18 protein-coding genes are annotated in these 26453 nt (G+C 70.4%); 4 read left to right on the top strand and 14 right to left on the bottom strand.

Going from position 1 to position 26453, the window contains the following annotated elements; all coding sequences use genetic code 11:
* The first annotated feature begins 275 nt into the window (after positions 1-275).
* Both ACFYZL_RS25475 and ACFYZL_RS25470 read left to right on the top strand, forming a co-directional pair.
* A complete protein-coding gene (locus tag ACFYZL_RS25475) occupies positions 276-731 on the top strand; it encodes a hypothetical protein (RefSeq protein ID WP_388681942.1) in 456 nt (151 codons plus the stop codon).
* A complete protein-coding gene (locus ACFYZL_RS25470; protein ID WP_388681939.1) occupies positions 728-4330 on the top strand; it encodes a hypothetical protein in 3603 nt (1200 codons plus the stop codon). Before ACFYZL_RS25475 ends, ACFYZL_RS25470 begins: the two co-directional genes overlap by 4 nt.
* A gap of 411 nt (positions 4331-4741) precedes the next feature.
* Here ACFYZL_RS25470 and ACFYZL_RS25465 read toward each other — a convergent pair whose 3' ends face one another.
* The 3 genes from ACFYZL_RS25465 to ACFYZL_RS25455 form a co-directional block, all read right to left on the bottom strand.
* Positions 4742-6721 (bottom strand): trypsin-like serine protease, encoded by a 1980-nt coding sequence (locus ACFYZL_RS25465; RefSeq protein WP_388681936.1) that lies wholly within the window; start codon positions 6719-6721, stop codon positions 4742-4744.
* 234 nt (positions 6722-6955) lie between these two features.
* On the bottom strand, positions 6956-7798 hold the full coding sequence (locus ACFYZL_RS25460) for a hypothetical protein (protein WP_388681933.1): 843 nt from the start codon (positions 7796-7798) through the stop codon (positions 6956-6958).
* 251 nt (positions 7799-8049) lie between these two features.
* The gene (locus ACFYZL_RS25455) at positions 8050-8727 is read right to left on the bottom strand and encodes a hypothetical protein (RefSeq protein ID WP_388681930.1); all 678 of its coding nucleotides are present in this window, start codon (positions 8725-8727) and stop codon (positions 8050-8052) included.
* A gap of 330 nt (positions 8728-9057) precedes the next feature.
* Between ACFYZL_RS25455 and ACFYZL_RS25450 the strand changes: the two genes are divergently transcribed.
* Positions 9058-10119, top strand: a complete 1062-nt coding sequence (locus ACFYZL_RS25450) for a tyrosine-type recombinase/integrase (protein WP_388681927.1) — start codon at positions 9058-9060, stop codon at positions 10117-10119.
* Between the two features lie 21 nt (positions 10120-10140).
* Here ACFYZL_RS25450 and ACFYZL_RS25445 read toward each other — a convergent pair whose 3' ends face one another.
* Positions 10141-10755, bottom strand: a complete 615-nt coding sequence (locus ACFYZL_RS25445; protein WP_388681923.1) for a HEAT repeat domain-containing protein — start codon at positions 10753-10755, stop codon at positions 10141-10143.
* A 170-nt stretch (positions 10756-10925) separates the two neighbouring features.
* On the opposite strand from ACFYZL_RS25445, the gene ACFYZL_RS25440 reads away from it, so the two are divergent.
* Positions 10926-11423, top strand: coding sequence for a hypothetical protein (locus ACFYZL_RS25440; protein ID WP_388681920.1), 498 nt, complete (start codon positions 10926-10928; stop codon positions 11421-11423).
* An 83-nt stretch (positions 11424-11506) separates the two neighbouring features.
* Here ACFYZL_RS25440 and ACFYZL_RS25435 read toward each other — a convergent pair whose 3' ends face one another.
* From ACFYZL_RS25435 to mobF, 10 genes are all read right to left on the bottom strand, one after another.
* Positions 11507-11719 (bottom strand): hypothetical protein, encoded by a 213-nt coding sequence (locus tag ACFYZL_RS25435; RefSeq protein ID WP_388681918.1) that lies wholly within the window; start codon positions 11717-11719, stop codon positions 11507-11509.
* Positions 11720-11814: 95 nt separating this feature from the next.
* A complete protein-coding gene (locus tag ACFYZL_RS25430) occupies positions 11815-12264 on the bottom strand; it encodes a hypothetical protein (protein WP_388681915.1) in 450 nt (149 codons plus the stop codon).
* Positions 12264-13565: an amidase domain-containing protein gene (locus ACFYZL_RS25425; RefSeq protein WP_388681912.1), complete on the bottom strand. Its 1302-nt coding sequence runs from the start codon at positions 13563-13565 to the stop codon at positions 12264-12266. Before ACFYZL_RS25425 ends, ACFYZL_RS25430 begins: the two co-directional genes overlap by 1 nt.
* Before the next feature lie 3 nt (positions 13566-13568).
* Complete coding sequence (locus ACFYZL_RS25420) at positions 13569-13892, bottom strand: type VII secretion target (RefSeq protein ID WP_388681909.1); 324 nt, start codon at positions 13890-13892, stop codon at positions 13569-13571.
* Positions 13893-14304: 412 nt separating this feature from the next.
* On the bottom strand, positions 14305-14811 hold the full coding sequence (locus tag ACFYZL_RS25415; RefSeq protein WP_388681906.1) for an NUDIX domain-containing protein: 507 nt from the start codon (positions 14809-14811) through the stop codon (positions 14305-14307).
* Complete coding sequence (locus ACFYZL_RS25410) at positions 14811-15560, bottom strand: XRE family transcriptional regulator (protein WP_388681903.1); 750 nt, start codon at positions 15558-15560, stop codon at positions 14811-14813. Before ACFYZL_RS25410 ends, ACFYZL_RS25415 begins: the two co-directional genes overlap by 1 nt.
* Positions 15561-16181: 621 nt before the next feature.
* Positions 16182-17012, bottom strand: coding sequence for a hypothetical protein (locus tag ACFYZL_RS25405; protein WP_388681900.1), 831 nt, complete (start codon positions 17010-17012; stop codon positions 16182-16184).
* On the bottom strand, positions 17009-19498 hold the full coding sequence (locus tag ACFYZL_RS25400; protein ID WP_388681897.1) for a WD40 repeat domain-containing protein: 2490 nt from the start codon (positions 19496-19498) through the stop codon (positions 17009-17011). Before ACFYZL_RS25400 ends, ACFYZL_RS25405 begins: the two co-directional genes overlap by 4 nt.
* Complete coding sequence (locus ACFYZL_RS25395; protein ID WP_388681894.1) at positions 19495-21630, bottom strand: hypothetical protein; 2136 nt, start codon at positions 21628-21630, stop codon at positions 19495-19497. The genes ACFYZL_RS25400 and ACFYZL_RS25395 overlap by 4 nt, the downstream gene beginning before the upstream one ends.
* Positions 21631-22278: 648 nt before the next feature.
* Positions 22279-26238, bottom strand: a complete 3960-nt coding sequence (mobF, locus tag ACFYZL_RS25390) for a MobF family relaxase (protein ID WP_388681891.1) — start codon at positions 26236-26238, stop codon at positions 22279-22281.
* Between the last annotated feature and the right edge of the window lie 215 nt (positions 26239-26453).

Raw genomic sequence — 26453 nt, 5'->3', positions numbered from 1 at the left:
TCGTCGAGCTTCGGGAAATCAGCCCGCAGCACGGGCACAGGACCCGGTTTTTGCAGGTCAGGGCACAGACAATCAGGTGAAGGACTCACTCGCAGAGCCACTCCGTACGACCACAGGAGGACCCGTCCCCGAGTCACTTTCCAGGGCCACGCATGGGCACGCACGAGTGTGCCGCCCAAGGGCGACGGGTACCCAGCCGGTTGACGGGACACGGCCGGGCCGCGCGTACCGCAACGCAGCGCACCGGCCCGCAGAAGAGGGGGCAGGAAACACACATGGATCCGATCACACTCGCGACGACGGCCGGGGCCGCGCTCGTCGCCGCCATGGCGACCGATGCCTGGCACCAGGCCCGGGAAGCCACCGTGGATCTCTGGCGACGGTTCCGTCCGGACCGGGCAGAGCTCGTGGCGGAAGACCTCGACGAACTGCGCGGCGACGCGCTCGCGGCCCAGGAGGCGCAGGACACGGCCACGATCGAGCAGCTGGCCGCCGACTGGCAGCAGCGCCTCGCCGAGCTGCTTCGCCGCCGTCCCGACCTGGCCGAGGACCTCCAGGCCGTGCTCGACGGCGTGCTCGACGGGTCCCTCACCGACGAGGACCGTGTCCGGGTCCAGCGCCAGATCAACATCGCCCGCGACAACGGCCGCGTCTTCGGCGTCATGGGCGGCAACCTGATCTATCACGAGGGTGCGAAGCCCGCCGACGGGGCTTCTCGGACCACGCCTTGACCGACCCGCACCCCGACCCCGACCCCGACCCCCACCAACCGGTTCAGAACGTAAGCGTCGAGGGAGGCTTCGGCTACGGCGTCATCGGCGCCTCCCTCCACGTCTTCGGCGACGGCGTACCGGTGTACCTGCTCCTCAACCGCACCCTCCGCCCCGAAGCCGACCCGCAATGGCTGCGCGACATACCCAGCCGGATCCTCGACGCCCGCCACGCGGCCGTGCCCTTCCACGGCCGCGAGACCGAACTCGACGAACTCCGCGCCTGGCGCGACGCCGATCCGCGGCTGGCGGCCCGGTGGCTCCACGGCCCGGGCGGCAGCGGCAAGACCCGACTGGCCCACCGCTTCGCCGACGACTGCGCCTCCGAGGGCTGGAAGGTGGTGGAGGCCGTGCAGGGAGCGGGCACCGTCCTGCCACCACCCGGAAGCCAGGACCTGCGCACCGACGGCTGCGCCGGACTGCTCCTACTCGTCGACTACGCCGACCGCTGGCCGTTCGGGCACCTCGCCTGGCTGCTGTCCAACGAGGTCCTGCACCGCGCCACCACCCCGACCCGCGTGCTGTTCCTGGCCCGCTCCACCGACTCCTGGCCGGCGGTGCAGGCCCTGCTCAACGACTCCTTCGCCCACGTCTCGGCGGGCGCCCTCGCAGCGCTGCCCAGCAGGAGCGGGGCCAGGCTCTCCATGTTCGCCGCCGCCCGCGACCGGTTCGCCCGGCTCTACCGCTTACCCGACCCCGAGGCGATAGCCCCGCCCCTCCTGCTCGACGACCTCGACGATCCCGACGATCCCGAACTCGGCCTGACGCTCTCCCTGCACATGGCCGCCCTGGTGGCCGTCGACGCGCACGCCAACGGTCGTCGACCCCCCGCCACCATGGCCGACCTCACGGTCTACCTGCTCAACAGGGAACAGGCCCACTGGCGGCGCGCCGTCGGCGACGGCAGTTCCTCTGCGGCGGCCCCCGCACCGGTCGCCACCCCACCCGAGCTCATGAACCGTACGGTCTTCACCGCAGCCCTCACCGGAGCCCAACTCCCCGACCGCGGTGCCCGCGCGCTCGACGTGCAACGGATCGGCGCCGACACCGCGCAGCTGCTCCACGACCACGCGCTGCTCTATCCGCCCGAGGACCCGCTCAGCCCCGCCGTCCTGCACCCCCTCCAACCCGACCGCCTGGCCGAGGACTTCCTGGCCCTCACCTTGAACGGCCACGGCACCGACTACCCGGCGCAGGCCTGGGCCGGCAAGGCGCTGACCGCCCTCGCACCGGCCGGTCGGGACGCCGACCCCGTCAATCTGCCCCGCACCGTGACCATGCTGGCAGCAGCCGCCGCACGCTGGCCGCACGTGGGCTCCGACCACCTCTTCCCCTTGCTGCGCGCGCATCCACGGCTCGCCGTCGCCGCCGGCGGCCCGGCGCTCGCCGCCGTCGCGGCCCTCCCGGACATCGACATCGACCTCTTGAAGCGGCTGGAACGCATGTTCACCACGCGCGATGCCGAACTCGACGTGGCCATGGCGGTCGTCGCCGTGCGGCTCCACGAGCATCGTGAGCGCACGCGCCCGGGCTTGCCCTATTCGGCGGTGCGGCACAGCGCCCTCGCCGTCCGCCTCGCCCAGGCCGGACGTTGGGAAGAGGCCCTCGACGCGGCGCGGACGTCGGTGGCCGCCTGGAGGCAGGTCACCCAGACCAACGTGGTCATGGAGATCCACCTGGCCGAGTCGTTGATTCAACTGTCCAGCCTGCACGCGGAGCTCGGCCACTCCGAAGAGGCACTGGCGGCTTCCACCGAGGCCGTCTCCATCACCCGCAGGAGGCCCTCTCGGAACCGCGTATTGGGCACTGCGCTCTGGCTGCTGGCCGGCGGCCGTTCCCTCACGCCCTCCGACCTTGCCGTGGCACTGACAGCGCACTCCGCGGCACTGGCCCTCTCGAATCGGCTCACCGAGGCGCTGGCGGCGGCGGAAGAGGCCGTGACCATCCTGCGGGGGCAGCGCCATACCGAGCGTGGGATAGCGGGCCACCTCGCCGCCGGCGGCAGGCGCCACCGTCAGGAGTACCTCGTCAAGGCGCTCCACAACTGCGGGATCTGGTATTCCGCGGCCCAACGGCACGAGGAGGCGGTGGCCTTCCTTCAGGAGGCGGCCGACATCATGACGGAACTGGCCGACGCGAACCCGGGCGAGTTCCTGCCCGACCTGCTGCTGACGGAGTCGGCGCTGGCCGACGCGCTCGCCGCCGCAGGACGTACCGAGGAGGCGAAAGGTCTCGCGCGCCGCACCGTCGAGACCGTCCGACCGCTCGTCCGGCACAACCCGGCGCACGTTCCCCTGCTCTTGGGAGCCCTCTCCGGGGAGCACCCGTTCAAGTTGGGGGACGTGCCGTCCGAGACGACCGAGGCCTCGGCGCAGGAGGCCCTCGAACTCGCGCGGACCATGTATGCGCAACGGGGCGTCCGGAACGACCACGTCAGTCTCGTGGGAGCCTTGATCACCCTGGCGGACATACGGCTCAGCGAGGAACGCGCCGACGAGGCGGTGGCCCTCGGCGAGGAGGCCGTAGGCGTTGCCCGGAGCCTTCCGCGGGCGGCCGAGGAGATACCGGGAACCCTCGCCGTCGCTCTGGTCCGTCTGGGCGGGACAAGGCTCGTGGCCGACCTCACGGCGGGCCCCGACGCGCTGCCGCTCTTCGCGGAGGCGGTGGAACTCGTCCGCACCCGTATGCCCGAACACCACGCCATGGTCCTGGAGTCGGTCCTGGGTTTCGTGTCGATGACGGGTGACCACGAAGCCGCCCTCCCGTACGCCGAAGCGCTGGTGAGCGTACGCCGTCTCCCCGGAGAGAGCGCCGAGAACCTCGCGCGGGCACTTGTGACCTGTGCGTCTGAGCTGACGGCGCTCGGCGAGTACGAGCAGGCACTGGCAGCGGTCGAGGAGGCCGAGGGCCACTTCAGGGCTGCTCCCGCGGACGATTCCGACATGGCCCGCTCGGAGCGCACGGGGGTCGAGGCGATCCGCTCGACGGTCTACTGCATCACCGAGCGGTACGAGGATGCCCTCGCAGAGGCGGAGTCGGGGATCAGCCGCATGCGCGCCGCCCCGGAGCTGACCGGCGGATACCTGGCGTGCGTGCTGAACAACAGCGCCAGTGCCCTCGTGGAGCTCGGACGACAGTACGAGACGGCGTCGGAACGAGCCGAGGAGTCGGCCGGCATGTACGAGGCGGGCGTCCTCGTCGACGAGGACTTCGAGATGCTGAACGGCCTGGCGGCCTCCCTCTCCACCCGCGGCAGGGCCGAGTCCGGTCTCGGCCGCCACACGGACGCGCTCGCCACGACCCGTCTGGCGGTCGAGCTGGCCCGTGACACCCTGCCGACACCCCCGCGGGACCTTCTGGCCGACGTCCTCACGGACTTCGCGCGGGTACGCCTCGTGGCCGGCAGCGAGATCTCCCAGGCCCGCGCCGCCGCCGAGGAGGCCGTACACCTCTGCACGTCGGACACCGCCTCCCGCCCCCACCTCACGGGCACCTGGCACCACCGCGCCGCCCTCACCGTCCGCGCTGCCCTGGCGGCGTTGCCACCGGCCCAGGAGTGAACCGCCGAGGGGCGTCGGCCGCCGCCTGCATTGCACGAGCGCCCATGGTGTTCTGGTGTTCTCCTCATCGTGGTCGGTGGGCATCCTGACTGCAGCACCTGAACCAGACTCCCCGACAACGGGCGGGCGGTGGCCCATCGAGACAGCGACACCATGGGCCATGCCAGGCCCGGATCCGCTCCGCTCTGACGTCACCTCGCTCCAGACTCCGTTGTCCACCCGGGTCGGAGCCTGCCTCCAAGCGGTCCGCCTCTGACGAAGCGGGAGCCGGCCAGGGTCCACACCGGCGCCTGAGCGGCCCATCACCTGTTATCCGGCTCTGTGAAGCCACCCCGCAGGATCGGCGAGCCTCAGCCCGGCGGTGGAGGGGCAAGGGCTCTCCCTCCACCGCCGTCGCTCTGGCTTTCCGGATCAGACGGGGTTGACCAGAGTGCGCTCGTCGCCGAACGTCGCACCCGTGTGCAGGTACATGGTGGTCTCGCCGTCGGACCAGCGGATGACGAGGTCGTCGGGCCAGCCGTTGGGGTCGTAGCTGCCTGCGGTCATCACCGTGTCATGGGTCCAGACGCTCTGCGGCGGGGCCATCTGGGTCTCGCTGCCGAGGGCGCTGGGGCTGGTGTCCCGGTACTGGACCACGCGGCCGTCGGACCAGCGGATCAGGGTGTCCCAGTTGGCGTTGCCGGTGAAGTCGCCCGCCGTGACCAGGGTGGCGTTGCGCCAGGCGTCGTCGGGCTTGCGCAACTGGTGCTCGATGCCCAGGCCGTCACCGCCGACCATGGTGTGGTTGGTGACCTCGCCGTCGCTCCAGCGCACGAGGAGGTCGGTCACGTGGTTGGGGGTGCCGAAGTTGCCGCCGACGATCTGGTCGGCGTACTTCCAGACGGAACCGGCTCCGGCCAGCTGGACGCCGCCACCCACGCCGTTGGATCCGACGTCGGGGAAGACCTTGACCTCGCCGCTGTTCCAGACCATCAGCAGGTCCGAGCCGTTTCCTCCGGCGAAGTCGCCGCCCGTGAGGGACTTGACCTCCTTCCACAGCCCGTCCGCCGCGGCGAGGCGGCGCTCACCGGCGAAGCCTCCGGTGCCGTCGCCGGTGTAGAGGGTGATCTCGCCATCGGTCCACAGCACGATCAGGTCGCCCTTGCCGTCGCCCGTGTATTCACCCGATGCCATCAGGCGTGCGTGCTTCCACAGTTCGCCGTCGCCCATCGAGTAGGGCAGCGGCGGCTGCTGGTAGGGCCCGTAGTCGACGTGCCGGCCGGCCTTGGCGTCGGCGTACAGGCGGAAGAAGTGGTCGCCGTGCAGGGGACTGTAGGTGATCTGGTTGTAGCGGGGGTCGGAATCGGGGACGTCCATGCCGCCGCCGTAGTAGCCACCGACGTTGCCGATGATCTCGCCGGTCCCGGTGTCCCAGTTGATCTTCGAGAACCAGGGGCCGCCGGAGACTCCGCCCCACATGCCCGCGCACTCGGCCCGCATCTGGTAGAAGCCCGGCAGCGCTTCGGTCTTGACGGGGCAGCGCACGGGGTGGCGCTCTGGGTTGTGGGCGGCCTTGGGGTATCCGACCATCGTGACGTCGTTGTTGTAGCCCGGGGTGCGCGCAAGGGTGTTGGCGCCCACCACGTCCTGCACGTTCCTGCCGGCGGAGGACTGGGCGACCTTGGCGAAGGCGTAGTCGACGTCCGAAATGGCGGCCTTGCTGTTGTGCACGTAGTTCTTGTCGACGTACCAGTCGGCGGCGTTGATCCGGTAGAAGCCGTACGTCTGGTTCTCCAGCGTGTACTCGGACCGGTACCAGGGCACGAAGACGGCCTTGCCGCCACTGCAGTGCCCGGCGGTGAGGATCAGGTTGTGCCCGGGGCTGTCGACGACGCTGGCCGAGCAGCCGTAGGCACGGGCCTGACCGGTGCCGGGGTCCTGGGTGTCGTACGTGAAGATCGTGCCGACCGACTTGGCGCCGAGGAAGTGCTCGGCGGTCGGCATGCCGGAGGCGCTCAGTGACGGCGGCTTGAGCAGGCTGCTTCCCACGCTGGGCACGGCGGCCGCGGAGGGCCTGCCCGGGTCGACGGCCGACTTCATGCGCTCCGGCGTCCAGAACTTGATCGCGTCCTCGTCGGTCCAGTCACCAGCGCCGCCGGTCGGGGCGACGGGCGACGGACTGGCGGGCGGAGGCGTGGGGGACGGAGCCTTCGCGCTCGCAGGGGGATTGGACGCGGTGGTTCCGGTGCCCGGGGTCGCGGGGCGCGAAGGCGTTGCGCCGGTGGACGGGGTGGCGCCGGGCGAAGCCGTTGTGCTGGTGGAGGGGGTGGCGACCGGCGCGGTCACGGTGCCGGAGGGCTGCGGGGTGGGAGCGGCGTGGGCGACGACGCCGCCGGCCGTGAGGAACAGCACGCCGCTGACCACTGCGGCGATACGCGTGCGTATCCCGGTTGGTCCGGGGCGCGAGAAGGATAATCTGGGCAGCAAGGAACGACTCTCTGGTAAGTGGCGCTACGGTCAGAAATCGGCCGGTAGCGGACCGGGACGGCATACGTGTGGATCATGCCAACAAACCCGCGGTAAGAGGGAATGAAATAAGCGAGGGGAAACTCGACGGGCGCCGGACTGTGCGCCGCCGCCCGCCGGTTACGCGCCGGTGACCGGCGGGCGGCGGCGCATGAGTGCACCAGCACCGGCCAGTGCGACGAGTACGGCCGCGGCGATTCCGCCCCAGACCGCCCAGGACGGGCCGGTGGCAACGGGCTTGCCCGCGAGGACTATCTGCGTGGTGTGGGTCTCGCGGCCGTGGTGGCTGACCACGGTGAGCGGGTAGGTCCCCGGGGGCAGGTCGTCACGCAGTGTCGTGTGCCCGGTGTAGAGCGTGGAGCCGTCGTCGCACTTGCACCCGGGGTCGTCGGGTCCGTTCGTCCGGATGCGTACGTCCTTGGTGAAGGCGGGGGACTTGGCGACGAGAGAATCCTCGCCCGGCATGGGGTGGTCGTCGCCGAGGAGGACGGTGACGGTGCTCCCCGGGCGGACCGGGTCGCCGAGTAGCACGTCGGGGCGCAGGATGCCGAAGCGCCTGATCATGGCGGGACCGAACGCCACCGTGAGCTGTGCGGTGGCCACGGTCCGGCCGTGGCTGGTGGCGGTCAGCGCGTACGTACCCGGTGCCACGCCCAGCGGGACGGAGGCCCGAGCCTCGTACGCGTTCCGGTCGGAGTCCGTGGCGCCCTGGGCGCTGGGCACCAGCGGCACAGGCTGCGCGAGCGCGGGGGAGGTGACGGACACGGTGTCCCAACCGGAGGGCATGCCAAGGATGCCGATCTGGAACTCGCCGCCCGGCTCGACGGGCTGCTGCCCCTCGTCCTGGAACACCAGCCGCGCGTCGCCGGACGGCTCGTCCACGGCCGTGCCAACGATGCCGTGCCCCCTGACGCCGACTCCGAGACCGGTGGCGGCCTCCGCAGCCGGCACGCAGCCGAGCACGGAAAGCATCGTCAGCCCGGCAACGCCCACGGTTCGAACAGCCCGATGGAGCATGTGACTCCTTCCCCAAACCCCCTGTTTTGATGAAGAGGGCCGTGCGGCGCGTTGCGTTCCCTGTCGCGGCGATCTCTTTGGGACCACACCACAGGCTGACCACCTACAGATATCTGTAGGCGGTCAGCCGACACGGTGGACGCAGAACCACACTTTGACATTCAGGCCTGCTTCGCTTCGCCGCTCCCGGACCAGAGCTACGTGCTGAGCCGCTCCAGGGCGTCAGCAGCCGAGGCGCAGTCGTGCTCGCGAAGGAGGGCGATGAGCTCGGAAGTGTGCTGTTGCAGCACGCCCCTTGCGAGGTCGACGGCCGAATCGGGGTGGTTGCCGGCTTCGGAGTAGAGCTCGGAAAGCCGGCTGAGCGCGGTCGTTGCGGCAGGACGGGGACAGGGGATGCCCTGCTGGTCCAAGCGGGCGAAGGCGGCGCGGAAGGTGGCGGCGACGGCCCTGTCCATGCGGTAGCCGCCGGTCTTCTGCCAGCTGGAGTGGCCGTCGTAGGTCGAGGTCAGCGGGTTGGTGGTGCCTTCTGGCAGAATGCCCGCCTTGACCGCGCGTTTGATGGCCTTGGTGAAGGCGGCGGTCGGCCCGTGCAGGGCGGTCTCCCCGTGGGTGGCCCGGTACTGGGCGCCGTCGACCCAGCCGTCGCCGTCGGCAACGGCGCGGACCAGGGCGGTCGCTCGGCCGTTGAGCTTCCGAAGGACTTCCTCGGCCTGCTCACAGGTCCAACTCCCGGTTACCAGAGACTCGGCGGGGTTGGGTCGATCGCCTCGCACGGTGCTAACGGAGCCGAGTTCCGCGGCGAGGGCGAGCAGCTTGGCCTCGACCCGGGCCTCGAACTCCTCGCCGCCGCCCTGGATCTGAAAAGTGACGTTCACCGGAGAATCCCTCTGACAGAAATGACAACGGATTGACCATGCACTCACATGGTGGTCAAGGTCAGGCATGCGAGTCAATCCTCAATCCGTGCTCAGTCGATGACAGTTGAGCACCCCTCACCTGGATACAGGAAAATTACGGTTTTCCTGTAGTCTCGAGCAGAGAGATTGTCTGAGTCACCGTCAAGTAGTACAGGGTGCCGGCGCGCTGATCTGATCAACTGTCCATCGACCGACGCGCCTCACGGAAGGAAGCCGATGCCGATGGACCTCGTGCCCGCCGTCTCGAGCCCGCCCTCATCACGGTCGGCACGTACGTCCCTGGCTCACGTGGTCAAGGATCCCCGTGACGCGTGGCCGCCCCATGCCCGGCGCCTGTTCGAGTACCTCGCCGCGATCTACGGTGAACACGACGTGCTGTGCACCTTGGCCGCAGCCTGGATCGGCCACCACCACCAGAGGTCGCCGGGCACGGCGAAGACGTACTCCCAGAACTTCAAGCTGCTCGAGGCGTACGCGCGCCGGCACGGTGCCCACCCCCTGACCGTGCGCTTCCTCCTCGCCGATGCCTTCGCCGCCAACCTGGAAACCCTACCCACCCAGGTCTGGAGGGACGGCCGCCGCGTGCCCGAGGGCCCGCCGCGCAGCGACGCCACGCGCCACAACGTGCTCTCCGCGTGCTCCAGCTTCTACGTGTTCGTCCTCAAGACCAAGCTCCTGCCCGCGGAGCAACTCGACTCCAACCCGTTCGAGGCAGTGCTGTACCCGTCGATCGACCCGCTCTACAGCCGCACCGAGGCGTTCACCGGACCCGAGTTCGCCACGCTCCTGCGCACCGCTCGCGACGGGCTGGACCACCGGGGCAACCGCTGGCCGACGGGCCACCGGCTCTACACCGAACTCCTCATGCTCCACGACTGCTGCCTGCGCATCGATTCGGCGCTCGGCGCCCGTATCGAGAACCTCGGGCACGACAGCGGGCACCACGTCCTGGACGTCGAGGTGAAGGGCGGCTACTGGGTACGGAAGGCCGTACCGCCGTTGCTCTGGGCCGCGATCCAGGAGGAGATCGGCGAGCGCACGGAAGGGTACATCCTCACCACGCGCACCGGCCGCAGGCTCGACGAGCCGTCGCAGTGGAGAGCGATCAACGCCCTGGCCAAGCGCGCCGGACTGCCCCAGCGGAAGGCCGGCCCTCACGTCATCAAGCACACCACCATCACTCGGGCACTCGCCCGACCGGGCGCCCGCCGCGACAAGATCCAGCACTGGGCGGACCACAGGGACCCGCGCACCACCGACCGGTACAACCGGCGCCGGGGAGCTCTCGACGGCAGCCCGGGTTACGAGGCCAGCGCAGCCGTGGCCGAAGACCTCGCCGACATGGACTAGGCCGCCGCGCGTCGGACCACGCTAGAACGGGCGATAGGTCTGGTACTTGCCTTCCAGCGACGTCGCCGCCGCATCGGCCACGTCTGTCCGCGGACCTGCCACACACTCCTCCAAGAACGCTCGGACCCGCTCACCCGGCCATCCGGCTGCTGCCGCGGCCGCCCAGAAGCGCAGTCCATCGTGCGAGTGCAGCGGTGCCAGAAAGTCGAGGACGTAGTCGACGGTCTCCGGATCCGGCACCGCGCGCAGCATGGCGACAGCGCGGAGGGCTCCGTCGGCAAGCATGGGCGTTCCGCTGTCCAGGCACCATCGCACAGGGTCTGAGACTCCCTCGTCCGCACCGCGCAGCCGCACGATCGAGTCGCCAAGAGCGGCATACACACCCGTGGCTTCCAGGGGCCGCTGCGCCAGCTCACTCAGGAACGGGACCGCCGGCCGGTGATCGCACGCTCCGAGGGCCATGACCATCTGGTACTGGGTTTCCCACGTCCGCACGTCGAGAACCTCGCGCTGAAGAGCCCGCAACAGCGACGGTCCGGTGGCCGCGACAGCGAGTTTGCGCAGTCGTTTCGCAGCAGCGCGGCGCTTCGCCGAGTACCTGTCGTCGAGCTGGACAACCGCCTCGTCGAACGTCAACACCGCGTACGCCTCCCCAAGAGATCCACTCGAGCGCAACGCTACGTGCTTCGACTGACACTGACCGGCTCGGGGCAGCAATCATGTTCGGATCACCCGGTCAGCGGCCTCACCCGAAGTCGGCCGCACCCGCCGTGCTGCCCTTCACGGGCAGCACGGATGATGCCTCCGTGGCGACAAACCTTGAGCTCTTCGCGGACTACTTCCAGATCCTCGTCCTGGACGACGACTCCGAGGCAACCGAGACCGGCATCGGTGACGTGTGGACCGAACAGGCCGTCCTGGACGGGCTCGGCGTCGCCGAACACGCCCTGGCCATCGGCACGGCTGTCAACGTAACTGTCGACGTCACCATCGACCTCCTCACGGGTCAGCCGGACGATGACAGCGACGATTTCGACCACGTCGTCGAGGCCAGTCTCCACCTGGCCTCGGGACGAATGGTCGTGCTGGGCTGCACCGACTATGGCCCCGACGCAGCACGCTTCGACATGCTGGCCGGATGGATCCGCGTCCGGACGTCTCGGCGGAACCTCGAAGCCGCGGCCTTCCCAGACCCCGACTGCGAGGACGAGCCTGAAGACATGGAGGAGATTCGGATCCAGGCATGGCCTGCACCGCACTCTCTGCCCGACATCATCAAGCGATGGACACCGCCCGACGCATAGTCCGCGAGTGGGTGTTCGTGTTCACCTTGTCGTCGCACACCAAGCGCTTCTTACACGCCCTGGCCCTGCCCGACGCATGTCCATCATGAGCGTCGCCAAGCCACTGGTTCCTCCTCATGCTGAGAGTCGTCCAACACCAGGTAGCCGTGCCGGTCCCACTCGGGGTGGGAGACGAAGTACTCGGTGCCCGGGTCGTCCGGGAAGTTGCGGCCCACGATGACCACGCTGTGACCGTCGGCGAAGGGGATGCGGAAGACCGGCCGCCGCTCCTCGTCGGTCAGGGATTCGTACGCCACATCGGTGTCCGCCCCGTCTGTGCCACCCGGCGCTGACGGGCTCAGCACCACCCGCGCCTTCCTGCCTTCCCGACCGCCCACCGTGCACGAGCTCGTCAGCACCCGTCGCCGAGGTTGATCCCCGCGGCCGCGGCGGAGTACACGGCGTACAGCTGGATGAGTTCCATCGGGATCGCCAGGACGTTGAACCAGACGGTGGTACCGGCGACGAGGCCCGGCCAGGTCTCCCCGAGCCGGCGGCCGTACCGTCCGCGGAGCCGCCGCGCGAGCATCACGCACACCGCCACCGCCGCCAGGCCGAGGCACAGTCCGGCCCACCCCGCGACGTACTCCGTCATCGGGAAGGGCAGGTGGCGGCAGGCTTCGCGCTGTCGGTCGGCCCACGCGTGCTCGATCTCCTGCGTGTGCAGGGAGGTGGCCACGCCGGCCACGGTCAGGAGCGGCACCAGAAGCGCCGCCGTCACGGTGCCCGGCGTGACGGCACGCGGGCGCGCCGTGCCGTCGCTCGCGGAGGAAGAGGCGGAGGAGGGCGAGGTGGTGGCCATCAGTACCAATCCGGTTCTGGGCGGACGATGCGGATGCGCTGCTCGCCCCCGCTCCTGTTCGCGATGTGTTCCCGGCTGTCCAGACTCACGTTCTGGAACGAGCTCGTGTGCTGGGTCAGCTTGATGTCCCCGTCGGGGGTGACCGAGGTGACGACGGCGGCATGGTGGGTCTCACCGGGCGCGGTTTCCGTGCCGGGAGCCACCTGCTCGTAGAAGACGATGTCCCCGGGCTGCGCCTCCGTCCTCGGTACCTCCCTGCTGCCGTGGCGCAGCAGGAAGTTCTGGAGTCCCTCGGCTCGCGCCCATGACTCGGAGTGGTACGCGTGCTGGTCGAGCCAGTCCCACCCGGTTCCGCTCTGGCGGCCCCAGGCGTCGTCGCCCATCAGCCCGGACCAGGGGTCGATCTTCTTCTTCATGCCGCCGGCTTCCAGACTCGACGATACGAAGTTGGTGCAGTTGCCGAGCGCCCCGTAGTCGAGGTCGTCCTTCTTGTCCCAGTGGTCGAGTGCGTACCGCACCATCTCGACCCGGTCGATCTTGCCGTCAGGTCCGCGGAGCTCGCGCCCGACCTCGGGCGGCAGGCCCTTGAGATCGGCCAGGGTCACGGGGTCGGCCCGCATGAGGTCCTTCTGCTGCTGCGGCGTCAGGCCGTCCCACCAGGTGCGGACGAGGTGCGGATCCTTGCCGGTGGGGATGTCCGCCCTGAGGATGTCGAATTCGACGTGTGAAGCCTCTACGAGGATCTCGTTGTGCGCCTGCGAGGTGTCGGAGACGTTGATGGTCTGCGCGAGCTTGTCCAGTTCGGCTGCGGCTTTCGCGTCCGCCTGGGAGGCCTCGCGCAGGGCTTCGGCTATCAGCCCGTCGACCTCGGATATGTGGCCCAGTTCCTTGGTGTAGGCGTCGCGTACGTTCTGCGGGACGTTCGGGCCGACGGGTGCGGCGCCCGTGTACGCGCCCACGGCGCGACCGTCCTCGATGCTCAGCCCGTGCTCGCGCGCCAGCTCGGCCGCGTGGAAGAGGGTGCGCTGGGCGAGGCCCATGGAGTGGGCCAGGGCGTCGACCACCATGGCCACACCCTTCATGATGTCGCCGCCGGACTCCAGACGGTCGGCGAGGTCTTCCAGGCGCCGGCCGGCCTGCTTGCCGGTGGCGTCCGCCCAGTGGTCGTCCAGAGGCTTCTTGCCCTGCGCGCGGATGTCCTCGCAGGCGGAAGAGGAACGCCGGGCGAGGTCGACCCAGTCGTCCGCCGCCTTCTGCCACTGGTCCACGCGGCAGTCGTACAGGTCGTGATAGGCGACCACGGGTCAGTTCCTCCCGAAGTCGGCGAGGCCGCTCTGGAGCCTGGCGAAGGCGTCCCTCGCCTGTGCGTCCGTGGTGTCGTAGGCCCTGGCCGTGGTGTGCAGGTTGTCGGCCATGGTGTTCATCTGGTTCCCCAGATCGACCATGTGGTCCTCCCAGGCGGTCGCACACCGCTTCAACGCCGCGGCCGAGGCCCAGCCGTGGTGGCCGCCGGCTGCCGTGTCACTCGAATCGAGGGACTTGCGGAGGTTCTCCAACGCCTTCTCGGCGGCCGAGCTCGCACCTCCCGCGCTTTGTCGCACGTAGTACGTCTTGATGTCTATGTCCACGGATTCCCCCCATGATCAGTTCGTCCACATCCTAAGACAACGCTTCTTCGATCCGATCACCCATCCATTGAACCGTCCATGACAGATGCGACGGGAAGAGTGAAGTCCCGTCTCGGCACTCATCGATCACAATGAGGCTGACGGGCGCCACCCTCACTGCGCGGCGCGGAACGGAACGGAGGCATCCCCGCGTGCGCGGGGAGCAGCTGTCCCGCCAGCTTGGGGCATCGACGTCCATGGAGTCATCCACGCGTGCGCGGGGAGCAGGCTCACTGTCCAGCCACTTTCGGCGGCCAGATGCATGCGCGGAATGACTTTCACCGAAACCGGCATACAGAATCTTTCAGCTTCGCGGTGCAGCCAACACCCTGCGCACAACAGACTCTGCCTGACACCCACCTGGGCTCAGGGTTCAGCCCAGGTACGGAGTCGGGCGGTGTTCCAGGAAGTGCTGGATGCGCAAGCGCTGGGTGTGGTGCATGGGCAGGGCGTCGGGATCTGCGGGGTCGGATACGTCGGCGAGGCCGCCGAGGTCGGCCGGCTCCACGAAGCGGAGTTCCGTGCTCTCGTCCGAGACCGTGAGCGTGCCCCCGATGATGCGAGCGGTGAAGCAGACGTTGAACTGGCGGCGCACCTCGCCGTCGCTGTACTCGATGATGTGCTTCGGGTCCGTGTACGTGCCGACCAGCCCCGTGATCTCCACGTCGAGCCCGGTCTCCTCCTTGACCTCGCGTACGGCCGTGCCGGGGAGGGAGTCCGTGAGGTCCATGCCGCCACCCGGCAGCGCCCACAGGCCGTTGTCGCGGCGCCGTTGCAGCAGGATGCGGCCCCGGTCGTCCGTGACCACGGCGGACGCCGCCACGACCATGCTGTTCGGTGCGGGCGCGTGGGGATCGTCGTAGTACTCGGTACGGGCCATCAGGTCGGTCGCTCCTCCACAGGTCGGGCCGTCTCCCACACCGCCTCGAAGCTTTCCGCGTAGGTGTCGAACATGGCCCCGGCCTCGTGGCGGCGCAGGTGCCACACAGGCGCACCGTACGCGTTCACACCCCAGACGTGGGCATTGACCAGGACTTCGCCGTCCGCCCGGTACAGGCTGTTGTAGAGGGTCGTGCCGTGCGTCCGGAGCTCGATGCGGGGGACGCCGGCCAAGGGCTGGTAGTGCATGAGGGCGAGACGGCAACGGGAGTCGATGCCGTGCCCGAACTTCTCCTCCTGCCCTCGCTGCCGGACGTTCTCGCTGTCCGCGTCCCCGACGGCGATGCGGATCCTGCACCCGGAGGCCGCACGTTCCCGCAGGAGATCGTTCAGACGGGGGTACGCCTCGTGCAGGAACACAGCCGCATAGACCAGGACGTCGATCCGCTCGCGGGCTGCCGTAAGGAGATCCACGAAGACGGAAACGGGAAGGTCCGCGCGCTGGTCGTACAGCGCCACCAGTTCGGGGCTGACGGCCCGCGCGGCACGGGCCTGCCTGAGCGCCGGCCAGAGGGCGTGGACGTCCTCGCCCAGCGTCTCGGCGGCCAGCAACGCCGTTGCCCGCCGTGGGGTGCGACCGAGGTTGACCCACCGTTCGACGCTCTTCGGGTCGACGCCGGTGGCGCTCGCCAGCGATGCATGGGTCCAGCCGGCGGATGCCATCAGGGCCCGTAACCGCTCGTTCTGCATAGGGACGTTCTACAGGCCGTGGGACGTCCCGAAGTGGGAAACGTACGAGGTTCCCCCGTCCTGACCACCACGGCGACGATCTCGGCACCAGCAAGCGGCGGAGGGAAGCGCAATGGCGCGGGGATTGTGGCAGCAGGTCGAACAGCGTGATCCGTTCCCGGTACCCGACCCCGATCCCACGGATCCGGAATGCGCCGTGTGCGCTGCTCTGGTCGGGCAACGCGCGGAGTACCACCGGCTGCGGGACCGGTCCGGGGTCGTGGACTGCAACGTTGAGATCCGTAGCCACCCACACACGGGGCCGAGCCGATGACCCGCGCCACCCGCGCCGTGCTGCGTTACGTCCCCCACACGATCCGGCACGCCCCGGAGGGCGGGGTGACCTACGAGGCGTTTTGCGTCGCCGAAGGGTGTGGAGCTGAGTCCGGCGCACATGACGAGCAGGAAGGGCCGCAGGACTGGGCGCTCCGGCACGCCGGGCGGACCGGGCACGACCTGTTCCGGCGGGTGTTCACGGATCACGCGCGTGTCACCCGCCAGAGGTAGACGACGCGCTCCGACAGCCGGTCTCCGGGACGGAGCGCACGTCCCGTGCACGAGAAGGCGATGCCCGAAACGGCGCTAGCCGAGGAACGGAGCGAGCGCCTCGGCCGTGGCGGAGCACTTGAGGTACGAGACTGCCTTGTGGAAGCTGAAGGCGCCGATGCCCGACGACAGGTTCGAGTCGACGTCGTCGAAGTGCTTGGTGAGGGGCTGGGGGATGGCGACCAGATCTCCGGGGTCGGCGATGTTGATCCAGTGGCCCACCGTGTTCGGCCGTACTCCCTTGCCGGACCTGGGCTTGTGCTGGAGGTGCGGGAAGACGATGTCCGGCATGGCCAGCGGCGACCCGATGGTGAGCAGCACGTCGACCTTGTGGGCGTGCTGCCAGAGCGTGTCGTAGGCGACGACCGAGCCCAGCGAGTGGGCGATCAGAACCGTGGGTGACTCCTTGGAGATGGCGTCAGCCAGCCGTCGTTGCACCGTCTGGCGCGCAGGGGAGTGCAGGTAGGCGACGAGTTCGGGGAAGAAGGAGGCCACGAACCTGCGGACGAGTTTGCTGTCCAGCCCCTTGCGCTGGGCGACGGCGTCCGCGACCCAGCGGACGGGCGTCAGGACCCGGCCCTGCGCCTTGTTCAGGTCGAGGCCGTGCGCTTCACCCCATCGGCGCGCGGCGTCAGCGGCCTCGGGCGACAGGTGGTCGAGGTCGTCGGTGGCGCCCTGTGCGGCGGGACCGGTGGGGCGCAGCAGGTCGGCGTAGTACACCAGGCGCATGTCCACGGCATCCACGGGAGCGGGCAGTTCCCGGTTGAGGGCCTGGTGCCAGACCGCGCCGAGGCGGGCGGCAGCCGCATCGGGTGTGCGGGCCGGGTCGTACTGGTTGACGCCGTGGATGGCGAGAATGCGGGTCATCGGCTTCCTTCTGCTCGGTGTTCCGGCTGGGTCGGCCGGCTTGACGGGGCGAACACGGAGACCTCCCGCCCGTAGCCGATGGCCAGGAGGCCGTCGGCATGGGCGACGGTCTGGACGTAGTCCGGGAGGTCGATGCGGTCGAGCTGGGTTCCGGTCGAGGTCTCCCAGATGCGGACGGTTCCGTCGGTGCTGCCCGAGACCAGGGCGTCCACGTGACCGACCCGGGAGAAGGCGAGTGAGCGCACGTGGCCTGCGTGGCCCAGCAGGGTGCGCAATACCCTGCCGTCCGCCAGGCGGTTCAGGGTGATCCGGCCGCTCTCGTCGCCTGCCGCGGTGACCGGCTCGCCGGCGACCGATCCGATCGCCACCGCCTTGACAGGTGTCCCGTAGCGCTGACTGTGCAACAGGCGGCTGTTGTGCAGGAGCATCGTCCGGCACGTGCCGTCGTACGATCCGCTGACGACCACCGGTACGCCTTCAGGTTCGGCGACGGCCAGTGCGGACACTCCGGCGTCCCTGCCACGCCCGGGCGGGGCGAGCAACCGTGGTTCCTCACCCATGCCCGGGGACCAGACGATCAACGCTCCGTCGTTCCTTCCTGCGACCACCTGGAACCCGACCATGTCCGGGGGGAGGATCCCCAGCGCGGTGACTGCGCTGGGGCCGGGGGCCGTGCTTTCCCACGGCTCCGCCGTGCCGTACTCCCACACGTGCAACCGGCCCTGCTCGCCGCCCGCGGCGATCCAGGTCAACCCGCCGTCCGTGAGGACGTCGGCGGCCTGGAGGGGCTGCCCGTCCGGATCCGTGAACTCCCGTACGTTCTCGCCGGTGCCCGCGTCGAGCACCCGGATGGCTGCGTCGCGGCAGGAGGTGACGGCGTACAGCCGTCCGTCGATGCGGTGGAGGCCGAGGGTGCGGACCCAGTTCGGATGTTCGCCGGGAAGCCGGCCCGTCCGGCGGTTGCGCAGGTCCCAGGTGCGCACGGTCCGGTCCTTCGACACGGTCACCGCCATCGGGCGGGTGCCTGACAGTCCGGACAGGGCCGGCTCGACGCGGGTGACCCCACTGGTGTGGCCGGCGAGGACGTCCCGCAGCGCGCCCGTCTCGGCGTCCCAGGACCGGACGGTGTCGTCCTCCGAGGCGGTCAGCAGCACGAGGCGGCCGTCCACGGTCGTGGTCACGAGATCGGTGACGGAGCCGGCGTGCGCGCGTTCCTCGTGCAGCAGTCCGCCGGAGTCGAGGTCCCAGGTCCGCAGCATGCCGTCCCGGTGCCCCGCGACGGCCCGCCAGCCATGCGCCGACGGGTGGATTTCGATCGAGTCGACCTCGTTGCGCACCCCTCGGCCCGGCCGGCCCTCGGTGACGGCCGGGTGGAGCAGGGAATGGACCAGCAGGCCGCTGTGTGCGTGGAAGGCCGTACAGGCTCCGCTCGCATGGCCGACGACCGCCACGCACTGGCCGGCGACGTCACGGGTGGCGAGGGCGGTGATCCGGTCCGCCGCGCCGCCGTTGCGGCGCAGCACGTCCCGGTACCGGATCTCGCCGCCGGGTAGGGCGAATGCGCTGACGTGGCTGCCCTCGGTGACGGCGAGCGCGAAGCGGCTGTTCCCTTCGCGGCAGACGGCCACGAACCGTACCCGCTGTCCTGCGGCCCGCACCGGCCGAGGAGGTTCCGCTCCCGCACGCAGGTCGGCCACGTAGGGGAAGGTCTCGGTGGCCATGGCGATCAAACCGGAGGCATCGATGGCGAGCTGCCTGACGGGCGACCCCACGAACATCGAGTCCATCGGACGGCCGGTCAACAGATCCCACCGGGTGACCCGGTCGCCGCCGGTCAGCAGGACCGGCAGGCCGTCAAAAAGGGTGACGGCGAGGCTGGTGACCGGCGAGCCGTGGAGCAGCACGCACAGCGTCCGGCCGGTGGCGAGGTCCCAGATCCGAACCGTACGGTCCTTGCTGCCCGTTGCCGCCAGCGGACGGCCGTCGACCTCGGTCACAGTCAGGGCTGTGATGGCCTCGGCGTGGCCGGTCATGGTGGCGCCGGCCGATGGGGAGACGTTGGTGGCACTCGACCACACGCAGTGCCACGGAAGCACGCGGCCGCCCGGCAGGCGTTCCATGCTCGCCGCCAGGTCCCGGTGGCCGAGGCGCAGGGCGTCAAGGGCGAGGATCTGACGTCGCGCTCCTGGATCCACCCGCTGGTGCCAGCTGACGGAGGCGCAGTACACATCCAGCAGCTGCTGGATGAAGCCCCCGTACACGTCTCGGAAAGGGGAGAGCGCCGAGGTGACGGACCTCGGGTCCGCGTTCACCAGGTACTCGCCGTCGGAGAGGAGTTCGCCGAGCAGGTCGCCGCCCACCCGGGCCGCGTGCTCGGCGGCGTGCCGCCGCAGGTAGGGGTCGGCGAGGTCCCAGCGCCGGCCGGTGCCATAGCGCGGCAGGCTGGACAGCAACCGCCGGAAGACGGCCTCTTCGTCCTCGGTCATGACGCGGTCACCGGGCCCGCACCCCATCCTTCTTCCGGTCGGTCGGCGAGCGACCCAGCCGACGGGCGGCCGGATCCGCCGCGCGGGTGGCGCCGCAAATGGTCCACCAGCTCCTGGTGGAAGAGCCGGTAGAGCGTCGTCCCGTACGTCGGGTCCACGTCGTGCCGGAGGTAGAACGCCACGTGGTCCAGCGCCGAACGGACGTCGGCACGGGTCGGTTGTGCCTTCCGGGGGTGGAACTCGGGCGCGACATCGGCGACTCTGTCGGCGGGCATCCCGCTGCCCGCGCTGAAGGCTAGGGCCGCGAGGACCGGGCGTGCCCACGGATGGGCACGCTCCTCACCCAGCTGTGTCTCCAGCAGAGCGGCGAAGGTCAGGGGCAGTCCGCTGAGCGCGCGCTCGACCTCCTCTTCGGTGACCGGGGCCGCGGCCTCGAGGTACCGGACGGCCAGCTGGGCCTTGAGGAACTCTCCCCCTTCGGCGTGGCGCTCGATGCGTTCGGCCGCGCCCTCGGCGACCTTGCTCAGCTCGTTCCCGCGGGTGAGGTAGGTGTCCGTATCACTGAGCATCTCGTCGATGTAATCGGTAAGGGCCTGCCTGAGCCCGGCCCGGTCGACGACGTCCAGGTTGACCAGCAACTGGCGTGCGTCATCAGCGGCCTCCGCCAACTGGGGAAGCTTGTCCCAATAGGGGCGCACGCCCACCAGGAGCTGGCATGCCCGCCGTCGGCCGCCGCCCCGGTCCTCCCGGTTCGCCAGCGGCAGCAGCAGCTCCACACTGATCTGAACGCATTCGACGGCTTCGTCCAGGGCATCCACCACGATCAGAGGTTCCTCCGCCAGCCCAGCGACCGCGTCGACCAGTTTCTGAGCGGTCCAGCCTTCCGGCGGCAGCGGAAGATCGAGCTGGGCGGCGACCGTGTCGACAACCTGGCTCAGGACCATGCCCCGCGCGTGCACCGCGGCCACTCCGGAGCGGGGATGGGGACGGAGCTTCGTCGGGATGCTCTGCATGACCGGCCTGAGTCTCTTGACCAGTTGCGGGTGGGCGCAGCAGACCACGACGCCGAGCAGCGCGGACTTGCCGGCCCCGGGACTCCCGGTGACGACGCAGAGCGTCGCACCTTCCTCCGCGCCGCTCTCAAGCCAGGCCCGGATCCGTTCCAGCTCCGCTTCACGACCCTTGAAGTGGCAGGTCGACTGAGTTTGCTGCGCGGTGTCGCGCCCGGACGCCCGTGACAGGTAGTGGTGCACATCGAGCGACTCGTGCACGTTGCCGACGATGAACTCCTGCAGGTCCCAGTAGTTCTTCAGATTCAGGACCTCTGAGGGGTCCTCGCTGAACCACGGGTTGGGCAGGAACTCGGTCACGATCCCGTACAGGTCGCTGGAGACGACCTCCTGCACGGGTTGGCCCGCGTCCGTGGACAGCTGTCGCACCCGTTCGTGCACCGCGTCCTTGAACCACGTGAGACGGACGAAGCGCTCGCTCGGGTGGATCTCACTGTGGCCCTGAGCCAGGCCTTTGAGGACGTCGCTGACCGCCTGGGAGAAATGTCCGCCCCATGCCTGGTCCTTGGTCGGGCAGGCCGCGATGACGAACGCACGGCGGTCGGCGAACGGGATCGCCTTGGTCGGATCGATGCCGGCCCCGCTGTGGCAGACGTCGAGCAGCAGCAATATGTGCCCGGAGCACCTGCGCGCCTGGGTGAGGAACCGTGTGATCCCGAAAACCGTCTCGAAGACGTCCCTGTGGTCCGAGGGCAGGGAGTCCGCGGCGACGACGCACAGCTCGTTCGAGCCGGGTTCGATCAAGCCGTGACTGAGAACATGGACGATCGCATCCCCACCGTCCCTGATGTCGCTCAGCAACTGCTTCAGACGATCGGCGACGGTCGAATATTTCGGGTTGTGCAGGTGATCCGGAGGACCGGTCAGCACTCCCGACAAGCGCTCGGCAACGAGCTCACCGAGGTGCTCGGCGAAGTCGAGCTCATCCCAGCCCGATCGTTCCGGTGGGTCTTCCTCGTCGTCTTCCTCGCTGTCGGCGCCGGCGTGCGTAAGCTGGAACTCGGACACCGAAAGGACCACGGCAAGGTCGTCGGCCTTCCCCGGTAAATCGTCCCCAGCCACGCTTCACACCTTTGCCGCCTCGCCCGTGGTCGCCGCAGAACAGGCTAGGAGACGGAGTGATGACCGGGAGGGGAATTCGGAGATCTCCTCCTCGATCGGGTCCGGTTGGCAGCGGCCTGCGGATGACTTCCCCGAGGCGGCCCGGGCGGCTTCGCTCCGGTCCCCTCCGCTCACCGGGTAGCGGCGGGCTTCGTCTGATCCACCTGCTCGGCATGGTTGTCGGCGAGGCATCCCCGCGTGTGCGGGGAGTAGATGGTCTGCCCGTGGACGAGCGGGCCGTGAAGGGGTCCATCCCCGCGCACGGGGAGTATGTGTCCTCGTGAACCCGTGCCGCGTACGGGGTCGGTTCATCCCCGCGTGCACGGGGAGCAGCTTCCCTCTTGAGGTTCTTGAGACTGACGACGAGGGGTCATCCCCGCGTGCGCGGGGAGCAGGCTTACTGACCTGGCAGTTTATGCGGACCGGTGAGCGTGTGGACTGACTTTCACCGAAACGGACATGCCGAACATCTCCTCCATCACCGCTGGCAACTGCCCAATAGAACTGACGCGGCACACCTCCGTCTCAAGCCGGCTGCGCAGTCACTCCCTCATTGGGCAGCAAGGCCAGCCGAGTGCGGGCCGGAGGTGACCTGCACCGGTGGCGGGCTCATGCTCGTGGTGGACGACTTGCCGGATGCGTAGGGGCAGCGGTCGGCCAGGCCGCGGGCTCGTTCTGCGGGGCGACGAACGGGGTCTGTTCCGGTCCGGCCTGAGCTGCCCGTCCGGCCGCAGCAGCCGCGCGTTCGTCGGACTCGCGGGCGTGCAGGACGGGGGCGTTGGCGCGGGTCTGTTCGCGGAGGGCGGCTTCCTCCTGGAGCGCGGCCGCGCCCGCGCGGTGTCGTGCGGCGGTCGTGCGTTGAGTGACCGCGCCGCCCCGCAGCTGCCGGATGTCCTCGGCGATGGTCGCGTCGAGGCGGGTGGCCAGTACCGGGACGCGCTGGCGCATCGTCTCCAGGAGGGTCTCCATCGCCCGGGGGTCCCGGGGAGCGGTGAGCGTGCCGGTCTGACCCGCCAGGAGGGGGAGGTACGGGGAGCCGGCGAGGGTCTGCCATGCCTCGGCCAGGGCCTGGGTGCAGGCGTGGGTGGCGCGTTGGGCTTCGTTCTGCGCAGCCGTGCGCTGTTGTTCGTACCGGGTGGCGAGGGCGAGGGTCTCCCTGCGGCTGGTGCCGGCCAGGCGGAGGGCCAGGCGGCCCTTCTGCGCGGACTGCTGGATACGGTCCAGGACGGTACGCATCGACTCCGCGTGCCGCTCCGCCGCCGCCTGCCGCTGGGCTTCTTCGCGAGCAAGGGCCGTCGAGGTGCCGGCGCGTGCGAGGAGCTCGTATGTCTCGGTGGCCAGGCGACCGCCGGGGGTGATCGGGGCGTCGAGCACGTGCTGCTGCGCCTGCGCCCGGCGCTCGTGGTCGGCAGCCAGGTATTCGGCGCGTTCGGCGGCCGCCGTCTCCTCGGCGGCCCGGGCGGGCAGTTGGTGCGTGGGCAGATGTCCGTACGGGCGCTGCTGCCACGGCGTGCAGGCGGGTTCCTCCCGTACCAGGCGCCGGGCTGTGGCGGCCGGGATGCCAGCGAGCTCGTCCGTGACCATCGTGTCGGCGCGGTCCGCGTCCAGGACGCGGCCGTACGCGGCGATCGCCCGGTCAAGGCGGTCGGCGTCGGTGCGGACCGGGCCGAGGGACGCACGCACGGGGTGGTCCTCCAGCTCCTCCAGGGGCAGGTAGAGGTGGCTCTCCTGGCGGGCGCGGGACAGGGCCGGGTAGAGGGTGTGCGAGTCGGCGTGCAGCCCGTACGCGAGGGCGACTTCGGCGGTCAGGCCCTGGGCGGAGCCGATCGTCATGGCGTAGGCGTGGGTGAGGCGGCCCTCGGCGATGTCGCGCGCGGACATCCAGGCCTCGTGCGTCGCGAAACCGCTCGCCGGCCCGGGGCGGCGCCACTGCACCAGGACGCCCCGCTTCGCGTCGGTGGTCAGGACGACGCCGCGGAAGCCGTTGAGGACGTCGACGGCGGATTCGTCGCGGCGGCTGCGGTAGTCGTTGCGACGGATGTGGACCAGGTCCCCGGCGGCGAAGGCGATCCGGCCACCGCCGCCGCCCGCGACCGCGTACGTACGTCCCTGCTCCAGCTCGCCGGAGGCGACGAGTACGGCGCGCGCGCCGGCGTTGAGGGCGGCGACGTCGGCGCGGCGGGCGGCGAGGAGCAGGAGGTCGCGGACCTGGCCGTGCGGGTCGCCGGCCCAGCGACCGCGGGCCTGGTTCCAGGCGGCGAGCATGGAGGTGAGGGCGTCGGTGGCGGTGTCCTCGGCGTGGACCCGGCCGTGTGCGGCGAAGGCGGCGAGGGCGCTGGTACGGGCGCCGGCCCGCCAGTCCTGGAGGGCGGCGCGCTCGACGAGGTCGCGCTGGCGGCGGTTCTCGGTGAGTTCGAGGCCGTCGACGAGGCGGTGGACACGGGCGAAGCCGCCGCCGATGCCGACCGCGCGCAGCTGGAGCGGGTCGCCGACCGCGACGACCTTCGTACCGGTGTCGGCCGCGTGCTGCAGGAGTGCGGCCAGCGCCCGGTCGTCGACCATCGCCGCCTCGTCGACGACCAGGACGCCGATCCCGTGCAGCCCGCGGCCGGCGCTGATCTCGCGGGTCCAGGCGGCGACGGTCCGGGACTCGATGCCGGCCTCGGCGGCCAGGTTGGCGGCGGCGACGGCCGCGGTGGAGGCGCCGGCCACGCGCAGCCCGGCGGCCTCCCAGCCGGTACGGGCGGCCCGCATCAGGGTGGTCTTGCCGGCCCCCGCGACACCGATGACGGCGTCGACCGCGTGCCCCGCCGTCAGCAGCCGTGTCACGACGGCGCGCTGCTCCGCGTTGAACCGGAACGGCCGGTCGCCGGTGGAGTTCCCGACTTCGGCGGAGGCGAGCGTCATCTCGGCGGCCTCGGTGGTCAGCTGCGCGAACCCCTGCCCGAGGCCCGCCGTCGCGCACTCGATGACGGCCTGCTCGGCGGCCACGACCGTGGTGTGCGTGTAGCGCTGCCGGTGGGTGTGGTGGCCGCGGTTGGAGTCGGCGAGGCGCACCGCGTGGCCGCGGACCGCGAGGACCTCGTCGGTCAGCGCCGTCAGCTGCTCCACCGACCGCAGGTACGGCAGCGTCTTCGCGACGGCCGCCAGCACGTGCGTGTGGGCGACCGTCTTGCGGGACGCGGTCAGTCCGTACTCGGCGTCCCAGACCTGTACGGCGATCTCGGCCGGCCCCGGCACCCGCGGGCCGCCACCCTCGGAGGGCGAGGGCGCCGCACCGTCGGCTCCCGGCAGAGCGGCCGCGACCATCGCGTCGACCGCACCCTCCCCGCCGAGTACGGCGGCGGCCCTCGTACGCCAGGCCTCCCGCGGTGCGCCCGGCCTCGCATCTTCCTTGGCCTCGGCGCTCCTGCGAGCGGCCGCCTTCTGCTGCTCGCGCGTGGCGCCCTCGCCGACGAGGTCGACGACCTGCCGGTGGCGGCGGGAGAACGCCTCGCGCAGTCCTGCGTCGACTCCGGCGAGTTCCCACGCCCCGGTGGTGGCCGAGCGCTCGAAGCGGGCACCGTACGACTCGGTGAGGCGGGCTCGCAGCCGTCCCTCGGCGATCTCGTTGACGAGGTGGGCGTAGCGGTGCAGGTCCTCGCCGCCACCCGCGATCGTGCGCCACTTGCCGTCCGCGCACCTGGCCATGTGGGCGATGTTGACGTGGACGTGCAGGTGCGGGTCGCCGGGCGAACCGTCCACGGGGCGCGCGGACCGGTGCAGGGTGGTCCAGCCGATCAGCCCGGAGGTCTCCACCCGCTCGGCCTGCCGGCCGTCCCCGTGGTGCCCGGCCATCCCGTACGCGGCCCACTGCTCCAGCGCCTGAACGGCCTCGGTTACGGAGGCCAGCCAGTCCTCCTCGATCCGCGCGGCGAGCGCGGCGCCGGCCAGCCCGCAGACGGCCGAGATGCTCTTGGGGAGGTCGAGGGTGATGTCCACCCCGCGCAGCCCGACGTCGATGTGACGCCCCGTCCACTGCCGGGCCTCGGCGACGGTGTCCGCACCGTAGAGCGCATCGAGGCCGAGCCCGGCGGCCGAGGCCAGCCGCTCGGCGTCGGCCAGCGGCAGCAGGTGGGTCTCCCCGTCGCGCAGGATCCCGCGCTCGGCACGGGCGTACCGCTGGGCGAGCGCGGGGCGGCCGAGGTACTCGGCGACGGTCGTCCCGGCGGCGGCCGCCGTCTCGGCGACCGCGTCCACGAGCAAGCGGGCGGTGACCTTCCCGCGCGGGTCGAGGACCTTCTTCCGTACGACGAGCTGCTCGCCGGTACGCCAGTCCCGGCCGTCCATGAGCGCTCGGGCGGCCTCGGGGTCGACCCGCTCGCCGGCGACGAGACCCAGCTCGGCCAGACCGCCGCCGATCCAGCGAAGGGTGCTCTCGCCGGTGAGGCGGTACTCGACCTGGGCATCCTCGGCGCGGTCGCAGCCGCAGTCGTCGCTGAGGCGGTAGTCGACCTGCTCGGGGGCGTAGATGGGTGTCGCGTATCCCAACTCGCCCACCCCCTCGGCCGGTACCAAGTCCGCCAGCATTCATGATCGTGTATCAACGATACCTGGAGTGCTAACCGTTTGGTAACCGTTTGGACAGAACAGCGGAGGCGGTGTCTTGCCCACATGCGCCTCAAGCTCTTGGGAGTTGTGGATGGGGGCCCGCGTTTTTGCGCGGGCAAAAAGACGGCCCCCACCCCCCGCGGGGGGGCGGGGTTCGCCGAGGGTGGGTCCGGGGCGCGGGATGGGCGGGGGCC

It is taken from the genome of Streptomyces sp. NPDC001717, assembly GCF_042892775.1.
In the GTDB taxonomy this organism is placed as follows: domain Bacteria; phylum Actinomycetota; class Actinomycetes; order Streptomycetales; family Streptomycetaceae; genus Streptomyces.
The sequence above is the reverse complement of the archived record's forward strand: the minus strand, read 5'-3'. Positions and strand labels throughout refer to the sequence as shown.

Bases quoted from the DNA above. Each gene is read 5' to 3' on its own strand.
- ACFYZL_RS25475 (WP_388681942.1), top strand. From the start codon at position 276: ATGGATCCGATCACACTCGCGACGACGGCCGGGGCCGCGCTCGTCGCC.
- ACFYZL_RS25430 (WP_388681915.1), bottom strand. From the start codon at position 12,264: ATGGCCACCACCTCGCCCTCCTCCGCCTCTTCCTCCGCGAGCGACGGC.
- ACFYZL_RS25415 (WP_388681906.1), bottom strand. From the start codon at position 14,811: ATGGCCCGTACCGAGTACTACGACGATCCCCACGCGCCCGCACCGAAC.
- ACFYZL_RS25410 (WP_388681903.1), bottom strand. From the start codon at position 15,560: ATGCAGAACGAGCGGTTACGGGCCCTGATGGCATCCGCCGGCTGGACC.
- ACFYZL_RS25405 (WP_388681900.1), bottom strand. From the start codon at position 17,012: ATGACCCGCATTCTCGCCATCCACGGCGTCAACCAGTACGACCCGGCC.
- ACFYZL_RS25400 (WP_388681897.1), bottom strand. From the start codon at position 19,498: ATGACCGAGGACGAAGAGGCCGTCTTCCGGCGGTTGCTGTCCAGCCTG.
- mobF (WP_388681891.1), bottom strand. From the start codon at position 26,238: ATGCTGGCGGACTTGGTACCGGCCGAGGGGGTGGGCGAGTTGGGATAC.